The 15,239-nt window shown below is 67.2% G+C and carries 13 protein-coding genes; 6 read left to right on the top strand and 7 right to left on the bottom strand.

What is annotated here, in order from left to right; translation table 11 throughout:
• Positions 1–57: 57 nt before the first annotated feature.
• Complete coding sequence (locus ACWIGM_RS05705; RefSeq protein ID WP_454024934.1) at positions 58–1,509, top strand: S41 family peptidase; 1,452 nt, start codon at positions 58–60, stop codon at positions 1,507–1,509.
• Between the two features lie 15 nt (positions 1,510–1,524).
• On the opposite strand, the gene ACWIGM_RS05700 is transcribed toward ACWIGM_RS05705, so the two are convergent.
• Both ACWIGM_RS05700 and ACWIGM_RS05695 read right to left on the bottom strand, forming a co-directional pair.
• Positions 1,525–2,754 carry a serine/threonine-protein kinase gene (locus tag ACWIGM_RS05700; protein WP_454024933.1) on the bottom strand — a complete coding sequence of 410 codons (1,230 nt, stop codon included), beginning with the start codon at positions 2,752–2,754 and terminating at the stop codon, positions 1,525–1,527.
• 31 nt (positions 2,755–2,785) lie between these two features.
• Positions 2,786–4,078 carry an adenylosuccinate synthase gene (locus tag ACWIGM_RS05695; RefSeq protein ID WP_454024932.1) on the bottom strand — a complete coding sequence of 431 codons (1,293 nt, stop codon included), beginning with the start codon at positions 4,076–4,078 and terminating at the stop codon, positions 2,786–2,788.
• A gap of 287 nt (positions 4,079–4,365) precedes the next feature.
• On the opposite strand from ACWIGM_RS05695, the gene ACWIGM_RS05690 reads away from it, so the two are divergent.
• From ACWIGM_RS05690 to ACWIGM_RS05680, 3 genes are all read left to right on the top strand, one after another.
• Positions 4,366–4,932 carry a dihydrofolate reductase family protein gene (locus ACWIGM_RS05690; RefSeq protein WP_454024931.1) on the top strand — a complete coding sequence of 189 codons (567 nt, stop codon included), beginning with the start codon at positions 4,366–4,368 and terminating at the stop codon, positions 4,930–4,932.
• Positions 4,933–5,019: 87 nt separating this feature from the next.
• Positions 5,020–5,598 carry a tyrosine phosphatase family protein gene (locus ACWIGM_RS05685; RefSeq protein ID WP_454024930.1) on the top strand — a complete coding sequence of 193 codons (579 nt, stop codon included), beginning with the start codon at positions 5,020–5,022 and terminating at the stop codon, positions 5,596–5,598.
• A 185-nt stretch (positions 5,599–5,783) separates the two neighbouring features.
• Entirely contained in the window at positions 5,784–6,995 is a 1,212-nt protein-coding gene (locus ACWIGM_RS05680; protein WP_454024929.1) for a M20 aminoacylase family protein, read from the top strand.
• A 108-nt stretch (positions 6,996–7,103) separates the two neighbouring features.
• On the opposite strand, the gene ACWIGM_RS05675 is transcribed toward ACWIGM_RS05680, so the two are convergent.
• The 3 genes from ACWIGM_RS05675 to ACWIGM_RS05665 form a co-directional block, all read right to left on the bottom strand.
• Positions 7,104–8,792, bottom strand: a complete 1,689-nt coding sequence (locus tag ACWIGM_RS05675; protein ID WP_454024928.1) for a mucoidy inhibitor MuiA family protein — start codon at positions 8,790–8,792, stop codon at positions 7,104–7,106.
• Between the two features lie 272 nt (positions 8,793–9,064).
• A complete protein-coding gene (locus ACWIGM_RS05670) occupies positions 9,065–9,976 on the bottom strand; it encodes a hypothetical protein (protein WP_454024927.1) in 912 nt (303 codons plus the stop codon).
• Positions 9,977–10,190: 214 nt separating this feature from the next.
• The gene (locus ACWIGM_RS05665; protein ID WP_454024926.1) at positions 10,191–11,813 is read right to left on the bottom strand and encodes an ABC-F family ATP-binding cassette domain-containing protein; all 1,623 of its coding nucleotides are present in this window, start codon (positions 11,811–11,813) and stop codon (positions 10,191–10,193) included.
• 182 nt (positions 11,814–11,995) lie between these two features.
• Between ACWIGM_RS05665 and ACWIGM_RS05660 the strand changes: the two genes are divergently transcribed.
• The gene (locus tag ACWIGM_RS05660; RefSeq protein WP_454024925.1) at positions 11,996–12,877 is read left to right on the top strand and encodes an AraC family transcriptional regulator; all 882 of its coding nucleotides are present in this window, start codon (positions 11,996–11,998) and stop codon (positions 12,875–12,877) included.
• A gap of 3 nt (positions 12,878–12,880) precedes the next feature.
• Here the strand turns inward: ACWIGM_RS05660 and ACWIGM_RS05655 are convergent, their stop codons facing one another.
• Positions 12,881–13,489 carry a TetR/AcrR family transcriptional regulator gene (locus ACWIGM_RS05655; RefSeq protein ID WP_454024924.1) on the bottom strand — a complete coding sequence of 203 codons (609 nt, stop codon included), beginning with the start codon at positions 13,487–13,489 and terminating at the stop codon, positions 12,881–12,883.
• A gap of 76 nt (positions 13,490–13,565) precedes the next feature.
• Here ACWIGM_RS05655 and ACWIGM_RS05650 point away from each other — a divergent pair, with 76 nt between their 5' ends.
• Positions 13,566–14,168 carry an NAD(P)H-dependent oxidoreductase gene (locus ACWIGM_RS05650; protein ID WP_454024923.1) on the top strand — a complete coding sequence of 201 codons (603 nt, stop codon included), beginning with the start codon at positions 13,566–13,568 and terminating at the stop codon, positions 14,166–14,168.
• 120 nt (positions 14,169–14,288) lie between these two features.
• Here the strand turns inward: ACWIGM_RS05650 and ACWIGM_RS05645 are convergent, their stop codons facing one another.
• Positions 14,289–15,170 carry a type 1 glutamine amidotransferase gene (locus ACWIGM_RS05645; protein WP_454024922.1) on the bottom strand — a complete coding sequence of 294 codons (882 nt, stop codon included), beginning with the start codon at positions 15,168–15,170 and terminating at the stop codon, positions 14,289–14,291.
• Positions 15,171–15,239 lie beyond the last annotated feature (69 nt).

The raw sequence follows: 15,239 nt of genomic DNA, 5'->3' as shown, positions 1-15,239 counted from the left end.
GCCATCTGTCCTGGGCAGTGGTAAGCGTGAAGCCATCCGCTGGAGATCGCTCAGGGCATGCGACGAGACGGTGAGTTTCCCAGGCGATCGTGGCGTCGACGCGGGCTCAGGCTCCTGGCGATCGCGGCGGCATTGTTCGCCCTCGTCGCGATTCCGCTCGCCATCATCCTATACCCGACGCTGAAACCCTATCCGAAGGCGGATTTTCCCGCGGCGACCTCGCAGCGGGACAGGAACCTGCAGGACCTCGCGCATCTGCGGCGCCTGCCGGAGGTCGAGCGCAGCTTCGCCGCGCAAAGCCGGTCAGCGTTCATGCAGGCCATCGCTGCTCTCGAACTGCGCGCCGGCGATCTCGACCGTGCCGGCCTGGCGATGGCGGCGGCGAAGGCCGTGGCCTTGGCGGACAACGGCCATACCAATGTGCTCGGGCTCGTCGGCGATCATGGCTTCAACGCCGTGCCGATCCGGCTCGGCTGGTTTGCCGACGGGCTGTTCGTGATCGCAGTCGATGACGGGCGGCGCCAGTTCCTCGGCGGGCAGGTGCTGCGCGTGAACGGTCGCGAGATCGCAGCGTTGGTGGAGGCACTGCGCCCCTATGTCGGTGGCCCAGCCAACCTCGCCCGGGAGTTCGTGCCGAACCTGCTGATCTCGCCGGAGTTGCTGCATGCGGCCGGTCTCGCCGACACCGCCCGCAGCAGCATTTTCGAGATCCGCTTCGCCGACGGGAGCACGGGCTCGGTCGAGCTCACTGGAGATGCCGCCAGGCAGCCGCCATTGACCGGCCAGTTCTGGCCGAAGCGCAATCTCAGCGCGGTTGCGCAAGCCGGGGATGCGACGGGTCGGCGGCATGTGCTCGATGATAGCGGGCTGCCGGCCTATCTCTCGCGCCCCGACACGAACTACTGGCATGCCTATCCGGCAGAGGAGCTTCTCTACGTCCAGATCAATCGGGTGAGCGATCAGGGCGCTGTCGGCGTGTCCCGCTACCTGTCTGACACGCTGGATCAAGCGGTGAAGAAGCCCGTTCGCAATGCCATTGTCGATCTGCGTTTCAACCCCGGCGGCGACTATACGTTGACGGCCGATTTCGCGCGCCGGCTGCCGCAGCTCCTGCCATCGGACGGCAAGCTCTTCATCCTGACCGGTGCGAACACGTTCTCGGCTGCGATCAGCACGGCGGCGAGGCTGAAATATTTCGCCGGAGCGCGCGCCGTCATTGTCGGCGAGCCGATGGGCGACCGCTCGCGGTTCTGGGGCGAAGGCGGGCTCACCTTGCTGCCGAACTCGAAAATTGTGGTACGCTACACCACCGCCTTCCATGACTGGGAGCAGGGCTGCAGCCTGTCGCAGATCAGGATCTGCTTCCTGCTGAACTATGTCTATGGCGTACCGGCAGGGTCGCTTCAGCCGACAGTGACGATGGCGCCGAGCTTCGCCGACTACGCCGCTGGCAAGGACGCCGTGATGTCCGAGGTCATGCGGCAGCTGGCGTCAGGCCGGGGGCGCTGAGGCGGCGGATACGCCTCAGCCCTGCCAGCGGCTCAGCGCCTCGGCGATGGTCTGGTTGCCGGCGCCACCCTTCTCGAAGGTGATGATGCCGCGTCGTCCGGAGGCGAAGCGCACCGGCAGGTCGATCCAGTTGCGGTTGCGCAGCAGGTCGAGATTGCGCCCGGCCTCGACCGGGACATTGGACAGGGCCGCGACGAAGAGGTTTTCGCCGAGCGCGGACGAGATCGCCGAGAGCGGGGCACCGCGCTCGCCTTCTTCGAGCTTGAATTGCGGCACGCCGACCTCGCGGATCGCGTCATTCGCGGCTTCGCCGGAGGTGGTGAAGCGCATGCCGATGATGTGCGAGGCCGGAAAGGCCGAGTCGGTGTTGCGCCGGATGGTGAAGTCTAGCGCCAGACCGGCATCCGCAATCTCGATAGTGCCGCGGACGATGGTTTCGACCGGCTGGCCGGGACCCGCAATGTCGCTGTCGAGCCGCCAGAGGACGCGGCCTTGCACGGTGCGCGGCTGCTGCGGGGCTTCCGGCACCTCGATGTAGAGGATGGCGCGCTGGGCGACGGCGATGTCGCTGCCCGGCTGCGCGCTGGCCGGCTGGTTCGGGCGCTGGCCGGACTGCTGGCCCGGCGTCGGAGTGGGCTCGCCGCCGGCGCGCTCGCTGATCTTGCCGGCCTGGTCCTGCTGCGCCGGCGTTGCCGGGGCTTCGACACGCTGGCGGACGGGCTGGTCCTGCGGGGCGACCTTGTTGACGTAATAGGCAGCACCGGCGATCAGCGCGACGGCGAGTGCGACGCCGCCGCCGACGATGGCGGTGCGGACATGGCCGGGATCGACGCCACGCTTGCGCGGCGGCGCGACGCGCGGACGCAAGGGCTGCGCATCCTCGGCGGGGGCTGTCCGCTCATCGAAGCGCGGCATCTCCTGCGGGGCGGCCTGGCGCGGCTTCGGCTCGGCTTGCGGCCGTGCGGGTGGGGTAGCCGGTGCGGGCGCCGGCTCATCCAGGGGCAGGGGTGGCAGGCTCGGCTCGATCGCCTCGGCGAGCGCGATCTCCGCCTCGATGCGCGACACGGCTTCGTCGAGCGAGAGCCGCTCGCGGGTGATGTCGGCTTCGGAGAGCGGCGGATCGAGGCTGCGCAATTGCGCCAGCAGCGCCGTGCGCGCCCGGTCGTAGACCGAGCGGCGCGCTTCGGGCGACTTGTCGGTCAGCCCGGCGATCGCACGCGCCAGAATGGGGTGGAAATCGGCCATTGGCCTCACATGTCCGCGTTGGCCCGGCCCGTCAACCCTCGAACGGGTTCTGGACCAGGATCGTATCGTCGCGCTCCGGACTGGTCGACAGCACCGAGACGGAGGCGCCGATCAGCTCCTCGATGCGACGCACATATTTGATCGCCTGCGCCGGCAGTTCAGCCCAGGAGCGGGCGCCCGCCGTCGAGCCTTCCCAGCCCTCGATCACCTCGTAGATCGGCTCGACCCGGGCCTGATCGCTCTGGCCGGCAGGAAGGTGCTCGATGATCTCGCCGTCGAGCTTGTAGCCGGTGCAGACCTTGATCTCCTTGAAGCCGTCGAGGATGTCGAGCTTGGTCAGCGCGATGCCGTCGATGCCGGAGGTCTTGACCGTCTGGCGCACCAGGCAGGCGTCGAACCAGCCGCAGCGGCGCTTGCGGCCGGTGACGACGCCGAACTCCTTGCCCTTCTGGCCGATCAGTTCGCCGATCTCGTCGAAGAGCTCGGTCGGGAACGGGCCTTCGCCGACGCGGGTGGTGTAGGCCTTGGCGATGCCCAGCACGTAGCCGACCGCCGAGGGGCCGAGGCCCGAGCCGGTCGCAGCCTGGCCGGCGACGATGTTGGAGGAGGTCACGAACGGGTAGGTGCCGTGGTCGACGTCGAGCAGGGCGCCCTGCGCGCCCTCGAACAGGATGCGCTTGCCGGCCCGGCGCTGCGCATCGAGCAGGGCCCAGACCGTGTCGGCATAAGGCAGCACCTGCGGAGCGATCTCGGTCAGCTGCTTCAGCAATTCGCCGCCGTTGACCTCGTCGATGCCGAGGCCGCGGCGCAGCGCGTTGTGGTGGGCGAGCAGGCGCTCGATCTTGGCCTTCAGGACTGCTTCGTCCTTGAGGTCGATGACGCGGATGGCGCGCCGGCCGGCCTTGTCCTCATAGGCCGGGCCGATGCCGCGCTTGGTGGTGCCGATCTTCAGCGCCGAGTTCGAGGTCTCGCGGAAATGGTCGAGCTCGCGGTGCAGCGGCAGGATCAGTGTCGCATTGTCGGCGACGCGCAGGTTCTCAGGGCTGATCGCGACGCCCTGCGCGCGCAACCGGGCGATCTCCTCGACGAGGTGCCAGGGATCGACGACGACACCGTTGCCGATCACCGAGAGCTTGCCCGGGCGCACGATGCCGGAGGGCAGCAGCGAGAGCTTGTAGACGGTGCCGTCGATGACGAGGGTATGCCCGGCATTGTGGCCGCCCTGGAAGCGCACCACCACATCGGCCTGGCTCGACAGCCAGTCGACGATCTTGCCCTTGCCCTCGTCGCCCCACTGGGCGCCGACCACGACCACGTTCGCCATGGGGATGATTCCCTCTCGCTGACTTACAGGGTCGGCGCCGCTTCCGCTTGCTCGACCGGAAACACGCCGACGCAAGCGCCCGCACAAACAAAAACCCCGGCGCAAGGCCGGGGTTTCGGGTGGGTCCTTGCAAGCCCTCTTCGTCCAAGAGGATGGCAAGGTCAAGGCTGACGGCGGCAAAGCCGGGGAAAGAATTTTTCAGAACGCCGTCGATTCCGTCGCTCCAGGTTCGACGTGCTGGCAGAGGGAGCGGTGCAGAACTGCTTCGCGAACGCAGGAGAAGCAGCATGCGCAGGCTCGTCGTCACCCAGTACATCTCGCTCGATGGTGTCATCGAGGACCCGGTCGGCATGGAGAATTCCGGCCTCGGCGACTGGACCGGGCCGTTCACGCGCGGGCCGGAGGGCGAGCGGCTGAAGCAGGAAGAGCTCGATGCCGCGGGTTCCCTGCTGTTTGGCCGCAGGACCTACGACGCCTTCGCAGCGGTCTGGCCGCATGTGACCGACAGTCCTTTCGCCGACCAGATCAACGCGCTGCCGAAGCATGTCGCCTCGACGACGCTGACCAAGGCCGACTGGCAGGGCACCTCGATCCTGGCGGGCGATGCGCTCGCCGCCATTGCGACATTGAAGGAAGAGGCCGGCGGCGACGTCCTGGTCTATGGCAGCCGCAAGCTCGTCCATGGCCTGCAGCGCGCTGGGCTGGTCGATGCCTATAACCTGATGGTCTATCCCGTCGCGCTCGGTGCCGGCGGCCGGCTTTTCGCCGACGATGTGCGCAGCAATCTTGTGCTCGCCGGAGCGAAGCCCCTCGGCGAAGGCATTCAGTGGCTGCGCTATGAGGTCCGGCACTGACGGGCAGGGCAGCCCTGCGGCGATCGCGGTTGCGGAGGCACGCGGCGCGGATTAACCCGGCGCCTTCGGGATCAGGGACAAACGCCGATGCTGCCCATCGCCATTTCGACTCTCACCATCTGCGGGATCGAGGAATTGCCGGCGCAAAGCGCGCGCAAGGTCAGCCATGTGCTGTCGCTGCTCGATCCCGACCTGCCGGAGCTCGAATCATTCGTCGCCTATGAAGCGCATGAGCGGACGACTTTGCGCTTCCACGACATCATCACGCCGCAGGAAGGCCGCGTGCATCCAACCGAGGCCCATGTCGCCGAGATCCTCGACTTTGGCGCGAAGCTGCGCGAGTCGGCGTTGAAGCGGCAGGAGGGACATCTGCTGGTGCATTGCCATATGGGCATTTCGCGCTCGACCGCGGCGATGCTGTCGCTGATGGCGCAGGTGAACCCCGATGAAAGCGAGGACGCGTTGTTCGCCCGCCTGCGGACGATCCGGCCGCAGGCTTGGCCGAACTCGGTGATGATCGGCTTCGCCGACGCGCAGTTGAAGCGCGGCGGGAAGCTCAGCGCTGCGCTCGGCCGGCACTACGCCCATCAGCTCGAGGCACAGCCGCGCTATCGCCAATGGATGGCCGATCTCGGCCGCGGCGCTGAAGTGGCGATGGCGGGCTGAACGCTTTCCCCAACCTCCAGCTCGTCATTCCTCCGCTCTGCCGTCAGTCTCCTGGAGCATGGCTGTTTTGCCGTGTTCGCAGAATGAGTTGACGGCGATCGGTCGTATGAGAAGGAGGGGGCGGCGACAGGCGATGGCATGAGCCGTGCCTGCAAAAGAACGCCGCAGGCTGGGGAACGACAATCATGACGAAGTTCGACGATTGGCTCGGCGCGCACCACGCCGAGTTCACGGCGATCCGCCGTGACATCCACGCGCATCCCGAGCTCGGGCTGGAGGAGCATCGCACGGCCAAGCTCGTCGCCGACAAGCTGCGTGAATGGGGTGTCGAGGTCACCGAGGGCATCGGCCAGACCGGCGTCGTCGGCGTCATCCGCGGCAATGGGCCGGGCCAGCGCGCCATCGGCCTGCGGGCCGACATGGACTGCCTTGCCCTGGAGGAGCTGACCGGGCTGCCGCACGCCTCGAAGTTTCCCGGCCGGATGCATGCCTGCGGCCATGACGGCCACACCACCATGCTGCTCGCCGCCGGGCGCTATCTCGCCGAGAACCGGGATTTCGGCGGCACGGTCAACCTGATCTTCCAGCCGGCCGAGGAAGGCCGCGGCGGCGCCAATGCCATGCTGGCCGACGGGCTGTTCGAGCGCTTCCCCTGCGATGCGATCTACGGTCTGCACAACACGCCGGGCGTGCCCGCGTCGCATTTCGGCACGGCGGTCGGCCCCTTCCTGGCGTCGGCCGATTCCTGGCGGGTGACCTTCCGCGGTGTCGGCGGCCATGGCGGCTCGCAGCCGCATCGCTCGACCGACATCACCTATGCGCAGGCGCATTTCGTGCTCGGGCTGCAGGGCATTATCGGCCGCAATGTCGCACCGCTCGACACCGCCGTGATCAGCGTCGGCTTCATCCATGGCGGCGACGTGAACGCCTCGAACGTCATCCCGTCCGAACTCGTCATCGGCGGCACGGCGCGGACCTATTCGAAGGAGGTGCGCGATCTGGTCGAGCGGCGCATCGCCGAGCTGGCGGCGGCCACGGCGCAGGCCTGGGGTTGCGAGGCGGAAGCCTACTACCATCGCGGCACCAGCCCGCTGGTCAATGCTGCCGAACAGGTGAAAGTCGCGGTCGCCGCGGCCTCGACCGCGGTCGGGCCCGAGCATGTCAACGGCCAGATGCTGCGCGGCACGGGCGGCGAGGATTTCGCCGAGATGATGCTGGTCTGCCCCGGCGCCTTCATGCGCATCGGCAACGGCGTCGCGGCGGACGGCTCGTTCAAGGGGCTGCACACCCCGCTCTACGACTTCAACGACGAGATCATTCCGGCCGGCGTGCGCTACTGGGTCGGCCTGGTCGAGCAGGAGCTCGGCCAGGGCTGGCAGGCGATCGCGGCGGAGTAGGGCGGATGCCCGATCCGTCATTGCGAGGAGCATAGCGACGAAGCAATCCAGGAGGGGCAGAGTTCCACGTCATCCTGGATTGCTTCGCTACGCTCGCAATGACGGCACTTACCGTCGTGGCTGGTCGAAGATCACCTCGCGATCGCCGGGATACTTGATCCGGTAGGCGAGGCGGATCTCCTTCTGCGCCCCCGGCGCGAGCTCGAAGCTCCAGGCCGAGACGCCGCGCTTGTCGCCGACCTGCTTCTCGGTCGGCGGCGTGCTCTGCGACAGCAATTCGACCGTGATCGCGCTGTTCTCGGAGAAGGGCACGCGCTCGATCACGGTGAGCTTGACCGGCTGGGCGTGCAAGCTCTTCACCACCGTCTTGAACTCGCGCTGGTCGGTGCGGGTCGAGCCGAGCCAGCCGGAATCGTTCTCGCGCCGGCGCACCGGTACGCGCGTCACCTTGAGGCGGTCGTCGGCGCCGAAGCCGAGCTCGACCTTATCGCCCGGTGCGACCTGTCCGAGCCGGCCCTTGCCGATATAGGCGCCGTCACGATGGAGATAGACTTCGCCAGCGAGCAGCGGCGCCTCGTCCTCATGGCTGAAGCTGGCCTCGAGATAGGCCTTCTCCTCGAGCTCGGGCGTGGCACGGGCGGAAAGCTCCGGCTTGACCTTGCCTTGCGTCAGCACCACCGCCTTGCTGGAGCCGTCCTGCGGGACGGAGATCCGGCCAGGCACCTTGAAGCTCGCCTGGTAGGCGCCGGCGCTGACGCTCGCGGTCTGCACTTCGGCCGGCTTCGGCGCGGCATCGGCCATATCCGGCGCCGGCGCGATCGGCGCAGGAGCGGCCGACAGTGCCATTGACTTGGCGGAGCGCTCGGCCTCCTGCCGCGCAAGGGCTCGCGCCCGCTCCTCATAGACCACCGGCGGCTCGTAGAAGGCGATGCGCAGCGGGTTGAGCTCCGGGGCACGCGTCCCTTGCGCCGAACGTGTCGTTGACAGTTCGACGGCGACCTCGCTCCAGTCCTCGCCGGTGCGCTGGCGCAATTCGGCGCGGCGGGTGAAGGCGATCTCGGCGCCGCCATCGCTGTTTCCCGTCGTCAGCCGCGCCTCGTAGACCGGCAGCCAGCTCGCGCCGGAAACACGGTAGCTGACGGAGATGTCGGCCGCGACCGGCGCCTTGGCCTCGACGGCGATGGCGACGTCGCGCTTGGGCTGGCTGGCGCGCGGGGCCTGCGGCCTTGCCCGCTCCAGCGCGGCGATCTCGGCGTCGAGATCGGAGATGCGGTTGCGCAGCGCGAGCAATTCGCCCTGGACCTTGACCAGCGCGGTGCCGATCGCGTCGAACACGGCCGGCCAATCGCTGACCGGCAGGACCTTGCCGTCGGGGCCGAGCTTGTCGGGCCCGACCTTGCCGAAATTCTCGATGGTGGCGCGCTTGGCCTCGATCGCGCTGACCTCGCCGGTGAGCTTCGCCTTCTCGCCCTGCAGCGTCCGGATCTTGCCTTCCAGCACCTGGTCCAGCGCCGGACGGGCCTCGCCCGGGACCTGGCGGACATCGACCGCGCCGATCGAGAAAGCGCCGCTGCCTTGCGCCTCGACCCTGATCGAGGCGGGATCGACGCTGGCGGGCAGGCCGCGCAGCACGATCTGCGAGACGCCTTCCAGCAGCGAGGCCTTGCCGAGACGGGTCACCACCGCGCCGTCGGGGTAGACGGTGACGCGGTCGATCTTCGAGGCGAGTTCGACCTCGGCGGCGCCGGCGAGGCTCGGCACGAAAATCAAGGCTGCGGCCAGTCCGGTCTTCATCATGATGTCCCCCGACAAATCAAGTGGCCGCGATTTGTCCGGTGGATTTCGGCGCGGCGAGGGCGGAATTGAGCCGGAACGCGGGACAGCGCCGCGAGGGCGCCATCACCGCCCGGCGACGATGGCTGGCCCTTGCCGGCCCCAGCGCGGTTTTCGCCGGCGCGCTTTCCGTCCGATCGGAATCGATCGGACGAAGAGAATTCGCGCACAATAAAAAAGGCTGAGCATGTTCTCATCGCAAAAGTGGCTTCCACTTTTGCGGAACATGCTTTGCGTCAGGGCGTCGGCAGCGGCGGGACCATCTGCTCGTTGCCGTCGGAATTCTTCTGGCGCGCGCGGTCGTGCAGGAAGGCGACGACCTGCGCCATCGTGTTGGCGTTGCCAAGCGCATTGGCCGTCGTCGAGACCGAGATGTCGCCGAGGCCTACCGTATGAAAGTATTCGTGAGTGACGACATCACGCTGCAGGTCGACATTGGCGGAAAACCAGGAATTGCAGAGGTCGGTATCCGGTGGCTTTCGACCAGGTGTCGTCCAGGCGAAGGCAGGCCTCGGATCGGTGCATTTGCCGCCGGCATGGGCCGCATTGAGCGATTTGGGCAAAGCCAGGTTCTGCTCGATCAGGTTGACGGCGCTCGCCAGCGCGCTGCGAAAGGCCGGGTCCATCGGATTGGATGGCACCAGCAGCTTGCGCGAGATCACCGCCATGTCGCGCCGGTAGTTCCGGCGCAATTCGTTGAAGGCGTCCTCGCTGCCATGCGAGTCCTCGAAATACTTGATCTGCCGCTGCAGCAGCCGCAACCGGTTCAGCGCGAAGCGAAGCGAGGAACGGCTCGCATCCCAGGCGGCGTCGATGCGGGTGGCGTCGGTCGGCCCAGAGGGCGGGGTTGGCGAGGGCGGGATGAAGCCGGTCTTCTCGATCCGGTACTTGCCGCGATAATAGGACGCCTCGTACCAGGTGTGGTCGTTGCCGGCGGTCAGCGGCCTTTGCCAGCTCTCGCGCGTGGTCGAGCCCTTCCACCACATGTTGACGAGCTTGGAGGTGGCGGCCCAGTTGCCGACGCCGCTCTCCATGCTGCCGAGATCGCGCCAGGTCACGCCGCCATCGCGTCGGAAATCATACTCCCAGACCCAGCTCTTGACCCGGACCGTCCAGGTTCCGATCAGCAAATCGAGATCGCCGGCCATCTGCCATCCCCATCGGCAGGCAAGTCGAGACCGCCCGGCCGGGCCGCCTGTCCCTGCGAAAAGCCAAGAACGCATCGTCGGAAGACTGGAGCATAGACCTGCACGACGAGATGACGCCAACACGATTCAGCGTGTGGCGCATGTTTCGGCAGTCGAGTTGTCGACGTCGATTGCGTCTGCCCCTAGGGCAGGCTGGTGCGGGCGCTCGCCGCCATCACCCCCGCAGGCCGGGCGCCTCCTGGCCGGTGCTGGCGACGTATTCGGTGTAGCCGCCGCCATAGAGGTGGACGCCCTCGGGCGTCAGCTCCAGTACCCGGTTGGAGAGCGCCGCCAGGAAATGCCGGTCGTGGCTGACGAACAGCATGGTGCCCTCGTACTGGGCGAGCGCCGTGATCAGCATCTCCTTGGTGGCGATGTCGAGATGGTTGGTCGGCTCGTCGAGCACCAGGAAGTTCGGCGGGTCATAGAGCATCTTCGCCATGACGAGCCGGGCCTTCTCGCCGCCGGAGAGGAAGCGGCAGCGCTTCTCGACATCGTCGCCGGAGAAGCCGAAGCAGCCGGCGAGCGCGCGCAGCGAGCCTTGTCCAGCCTGCGGGAACGAGCCTTCGAGCGATTCGAAGATCGTGGCGTCACCGTCGAGCAGTTCCATGGCGTGCTGGGCGAAATAGCCCATCTTGACGCTGGTTCCGACCGCAACCGAGCCGGCATCGGGCTTTGAGGTGCCGGCGATCAGCTTCAGCAGCGTCGACTTGCCGGCGCCGTTGACACCCATCACGCACCAGCGTTCCTTGCGTCGGACCTGGAAGTCGAGCCCGTCATAGATCGTCTTGCTGCCATAGCGGACATGCACGTTCTTGAGGGTGGCGACATCCTCGCCGGAGCGCGGCGCCGGCTGGAACTCGAACTGCACGGTCTGGCGGCGCTTGGGCGGCTCGACGCGCTCGATCTTGTCGAGCTTCTTGACCCGGCTCTGGACCTGCGCCGCATGCGAGGCGCGCGCCTTGAAGCGCTCGATGAAGGCGACCTCCTTGGCGAGCATGGCCTGCTGGCGCTCGAACTGCGCCTGCTGCTGCTTCTCGGCCAGCGCGCGCTGCTGCTGGTAGAACTCGTAATCGCCGGAATAGCTGGTCAGCGTGCCCCCATCGATCTCGACGATCTTGCCGACGATGCGGTTCATGAACTCGCGATCGTGCGAGGTCATCAGCAGGGCGCCGTCATAGCCCTTGAGGAAGCTCTCCAGCCAGATCAGGCTTTCGATATCGAGATGGTTGCTCGGCTCGTCGAGCAGCATCGCGTCGGGCCGCATCAGCAGGATGCGGGCGAGCGCGACGCGCATCTTCCAGCCGCCGGAGAGCGCGCCGACATCGCCCTCCATCATCTCCTGGCTGAAGCCGAGGCCGTCGAGCACTTCGCGGGCGCGGCCGTCGAGCGCGTAGCCGTCGAGTTCCTCGAAACGGCCCTGCACCTCGCCATAGCGGGTGATCAGCTCCTCCATCTCGTCGGCGCGGTCGGGATCGCCGAGTGCCGCCTCGAGCTCCTTCAGCTCGGCCGCGATGGCGCTGACCGGGCCGGCGCCGTCCATCACCTCGGAGACGGCGCTGCGGCCCTTCATGTCGCCGACATCCTGGCTGAAATAGCCGATCGTGGTGCCGCGATCGACGCTGACCTGGCCCTCATCGGGCAGGTCCTCGCCGGTGATCAGCCGGAACAAAGTGGTCTTGCCGGCGCCGTTGGGGCCGACGAGGCCGACCTTCTCGCCCTTCTGCAGCGCCGCCGAGGCCTCGATGAAGATGATCTGCTGGCCGTTCTGCTTGCCGATGCTTTCGAGGCGAATCATGATGTCCGGGACGCTGGAGAACTGGGGTTGCGGCGCACTTACAGGGCCGGCGACGCAGGCGAAAGCCCAGTGTCCGTAAACTTTCCCCGGCACCGTTCTGTGACCTCCGACAAAACCGCAAGATCGGTCGAGCGGCTCATGCCGGCATACGCTTAGCTCGCGCTGCCACGGATCAGGGAACGATGACGGCAGCGCTTCGACACTACCATGCCCGGATGCAGCGGGTGCTGGATCACATAGACCGGCATCTGGACGAGGATCTGGACCTGGAGGCGCTGAGCAGCGTCGCGGCCTACTCGAAGTATCATTTCCACCGGCAGTTCACGGCGACCTTCGGGTTGTCCGTGCATCGCTATGTCCAGCTCGCCCGCATGAAGCGCGCTTCATACCGGCTGGCCTACAGGGATGCTCAAAGCGTCACGGATATCGCGATGGACGCCGGTTATGAAGCGCCGGACGCCTTCGCCCGCGCCTTTCGGCAACGGCTTGGGCAATCGCCTTCATCGTTCAGGAAGTCTCCCGACTGGGAGCCGTGGCTTGCGGCCTTCGAACCCCTCGACGATGCCAGGAACAAGCTCATGCAGAAGACCTTCACCGCTGACGACGTGACGATCCGTGATGTACTGCCGACGCCGGTGGCGATTTTCGAGCATCGCGGCGACCCGGCGACGCTCGGAGCCACGATCCAGCGCTTCATCGCCTGGCGTAGAGCTGCCGGCCTGCACCCCGGGACGAACCCGACCTTCAATGTCTGGCGTTCCGAGCGGCGTCCCGCCTCGCTTGCCGATTACAGTGTCGACCTTTGCGTCGGGACCGACCAGCCGATCGAGGCGCATGGCGCGCCGGTCAAGGCCGGCGAGATCCCGGGCGGGCGCTGCGCAGTGCTGCGTGTCGTCGGACACACTCATAATCTGGAGCCAGCCGCGCTCTACCTCTACCGCGACTGGCTTCCGGCCAGCGGCGAGGAGGCGCGTGACTTCCCGATCTATTGCCAGCGACTGAGCTTCTTCCCGGAGGTGCCGGAACATGAGGCGGCGGCAGAGCTGTTCCTGCCGTTGAAATAGCGCCTAGCCTTTCGCGCTGCGCGCGACCATGGCGGTGATCGTTTCGAACAATTCCCGCTTCGCCTCGTCGGAGCCGATCTCTCCCGTCGCGGCGGCATGCGACAGCCCTTCGGCGGCGCCGAGCATGGCGCGCAAGCCCGCGGTCGGGATCGGCCTGCCGCTCGCGAAGGGCGCGAGCAGGCCGCGGCAGCGTTCCAGGAAGATCAGATCGCAATCGCGCTTGACCGAGGCGAGCTCGGGCGAGCCGGCCAGGGCCGCGACGACGCCGGGGATCTCGCGCCCCTGGGTCAGCACGCAATCGACATAGGAGGAGGCGATCGCTCCGGCCTTGCCGGCGAGGGTAGTCTCGCTGCTGTCGAGCGCCGCCTCCATGATCGCGTATTCCCGCAAATCGAAGTCGCGATAGAGCGCGATCAACAGGCCGCTGCGGGTGATGAAGTGGCTGTAGACCACCGGCTTGGTGACGCCGGCCCGCTCGGCGAGGCGGCCGAGCGTCAGAGCATCGGTGCCCTCCTCGCCGACGATCCGCCAGGCGGTCTCGATGAGCTGGTGCTGGCGATCCTGGCGCGTCAGGCGCTGACGGCGCGGCCGGTCGATATCGAGGCTTGACATATCTTATGTACCAAAAGTAACTTACTTAAAGTATATAGCGATCACGTCCCGGTCGCAATCACCGTGGAGACATCCCATGCATGCCCTCGTCGTCGTCGCCCATCCCGATCCCGCCTCGCTCAGCCATGCCGTGGCACAGGCGCTGGCCGACGGCGTTTCCGGCGCCGGCCACAGCGTCGAGATCGCCGACCTCGCCAAGGAGGGGTTCGACCCCCGCTTCTCGCTGAACGACCTTGCCGTCCATCGCCGCGAGATCGCGCCCTCAGCCGATGTCGCCGCGGAGCAGGCGCGGATCGACCGGGCCGATGCGCTCGTGCTGGTCTATCCGATCTACTGGTGGTCGATGCCCGGGCTGATGAAGGGCTGGATCGAGCGCGTCTTCGCCAATGGCTGGGCTTATGACGAAGGTGCGGACCTGAAGACGGTCAAGAAGCTCGGGCACTTGCCGATCCATCTGATCGGGATCGGTGGTGCGACCATGCGGACCTATGAGCGTCATGGCTATCTCGACGCGATGAAGACCCAGATCGAACACGGCATTTTCGATTATTGCGGCGCCCCGGTCGCGGCCTCCGAGCTGCTGCTGCCGGTGCCGGAGATGTCCGATCATCTCGACACGGCGCGGGCGCTCGGCGGCAAGGTTTTCGAGGCGGCGAGTAGGGCTGCCGAAGCCGCGTAAATCTAGTCCAGACGCCGCGATGTCCGTCATGGTCGGGCTTGTCCCGACCATCCACGTCTTCCTGCGGCCAAGGCGGTGTTCAAGATGTGGATGCTCGCCGCAAGGGCGAGCATGACGGTGTCACGCCCGTCCGCGCACGCTCGCCTGCGGCTTCACCCGCATCTCCAGGAAGTTGCGTAGCTCCGTCACGCGCTTGACGGGGTCGATCACCTCCTCGTCGAGGCCAAGGCCCCAGGCGAGGTCGCTGCGGGTGGGATCGGCGTCGAGCGCGTCGAGATCGGCGAGCCAGGCATTCGTATCGGCCTCGTCCCGGCGGAAGCCGCGCTCGATCAGGATCTTGCTGTGCCGCCGCAAAATCGTCGCGACGAGGCGCAGCGAGAATTCCGGGTGGTACTGCACGCCCCAGAAGCTGCCGCCGTCCTGGCGGAACTCGGCGGCCTGGATCGGGCTCATCGTGTTCGAGGCGAGGATGGTGGCGTCGGTAGGCGGGGCGACGATGCTGTCGAAATGGATCGCCGGCGCGTCGAAGGCGGCCGGCCGGCCGGCGAGCAGCGGATGCCTGGCCCCCGCCTCGTTGACGGCGATGCGGCGGGCGAAGCCGATCTCGAGCCCGTTCGGATTGAGCGCGACGGTGCCGCCGGCGGCGACGGCGCCGATCTGGATGCCCCAGCACGAGCCGAAGCAGGGCGTGCCGCTCTTGTAGATCGCGCGCATCAATTCGATCTGGCGCGTCACTGCCGGCTCGGGGCTGTGGATATGCAGCGAGGAGCCGGTCAGGGCGATGCCATCATAGGAGGAGAGGCCGGCGCCGTCGGGCAGGTTGGCGCCCTCGTCGGCGGGCAGGCAGATATCCGTGATCAGCGAGGGCTCGATCCGGCGCAGCTCCGCGGCATAGGCCTCCGACGGGGTCGCGCCGGCGTCGCGGATATACTCCTCGCGCCCTTCGCGCTTGTAGCCGTCGACGACGAGGACGCGGAGCGGCTTGCGGCTGAACACGTTCATGAGGTCCTCGGCACGTTTGCGTGCGGCGACGGGCTGCGTTGCGCCTCCTCTCATAGGAGAAGCGCTGTG

Source organism: Allobosea sp. NPDC055332 (genome assembly GCF_053645455.1).
Note: the sequence above shows the minus strand (reverse complement) of the source record. Positions and strands in the feature narration are given on the sequence as shown.

What these genes read in the sequence shown, in the direction of transcription:
- ACWIGM_RS05690 (WP_454024931.1), top strand. Translation starts at nt 4,366, where the DNA reads ATGCGCAGGCTCGTCGTCACCCAGTACATCTCGCTCGATGGTGTCATC.
- ACWIGM_RS05700 (WP_454024933.1), bottom strand. Translation starts at nt 2,754, where the DNA reads ATGGCCGATTTCCACCCCATTCTGGCGCGTGCGATCGCCGGGCTGACC.
- ACWIGM_RS05670 (WP_454024927.1), bottom strand. Translation starts at nt 9,976, where the DNA reads ATGGCCGGCGATCTCGATTTGCTGATCGGAACCTGGACGGTCCGGGTC.
- ACWIGM_RS05655 (WP_454024924.1), bottom strand. Translation starts at nt 13,489, where the DNA reads ATGTCAAGCCTCGATATCGACCGGCCGCGCCGTCAGCGCCTGACGCGC.
- ACWIGM_RS05645 (WP_454024922.1), bottom strand. Translation starts at nt 15,170, where the DNA reads ATGAACGTGTTCAGCCGCAAGCCGCTCCGCGTCCTCGTCGTCGACGGC.
- ACWIGM_RS05675 (WP_454024928.1), bottom strand. Translation starts at nt 8,792, where the DNA reads ATGATGAAGACCGGACTGGCCGCAGCCTTGATTTTCGTGCCGAGCCTC.
- ACWIGM_RS05665 (WP_454024926.1), bottom strand. Translation starts at nt 11,813, where the DNA reads ATGATTCGCCTCGAAAGCATCGGCAAGCAGAACGGCCAGCAGATCATC.
- ACWIGM_RS05705 (WP_454024934.1), top strand. Translation starts at nt 58, where the DNA reads ATGCGACGAGACGGTGAGTTTCCCAGGCGATCGTGGCGTCGACGCGGG.
- ACWIGM_RS05650 (WP_454024923.1), top strand. Translation starts at nt 13,566, where the DNA reads ATGCATGCCCTCGTCGTCGTCGCCCATCCCGATCCCGCCTCGCTCAGC.
- ACWIGM_RS05685 (WP_454024930.1), top strand. Translation starts at nt 5,020, where the DNA reads ATGCTGCCCATCGCCATTTCGACTCTCACCATCTGCGGGATCGAGGAA.
- ACWIGM_RS05680 (WP_454024929.1), top strand. Translation starts at nt 5,784, where the DNA reads ATGACGAAGTTCGACGATTGGCTCGGCGCGCACCACGCCGAGTTCACG.
- ACWIGM_RS05660 (WP_454024925.1), top strand. Translation starts at nt 11,996, where the DNA reads ATGACGGCAGCGCTTCGACACTACCATGCCCGGATGCAGCGGGTGCTG.
- ACWIGM_RS05695 (WP_454024932.1), bottom strand. Translation starts at nt 4,078, where the DNA reads ATGGCGAACGTGGTCGTGGTCGGCGCCCAGTGGGGCGACGAGGGCAAG.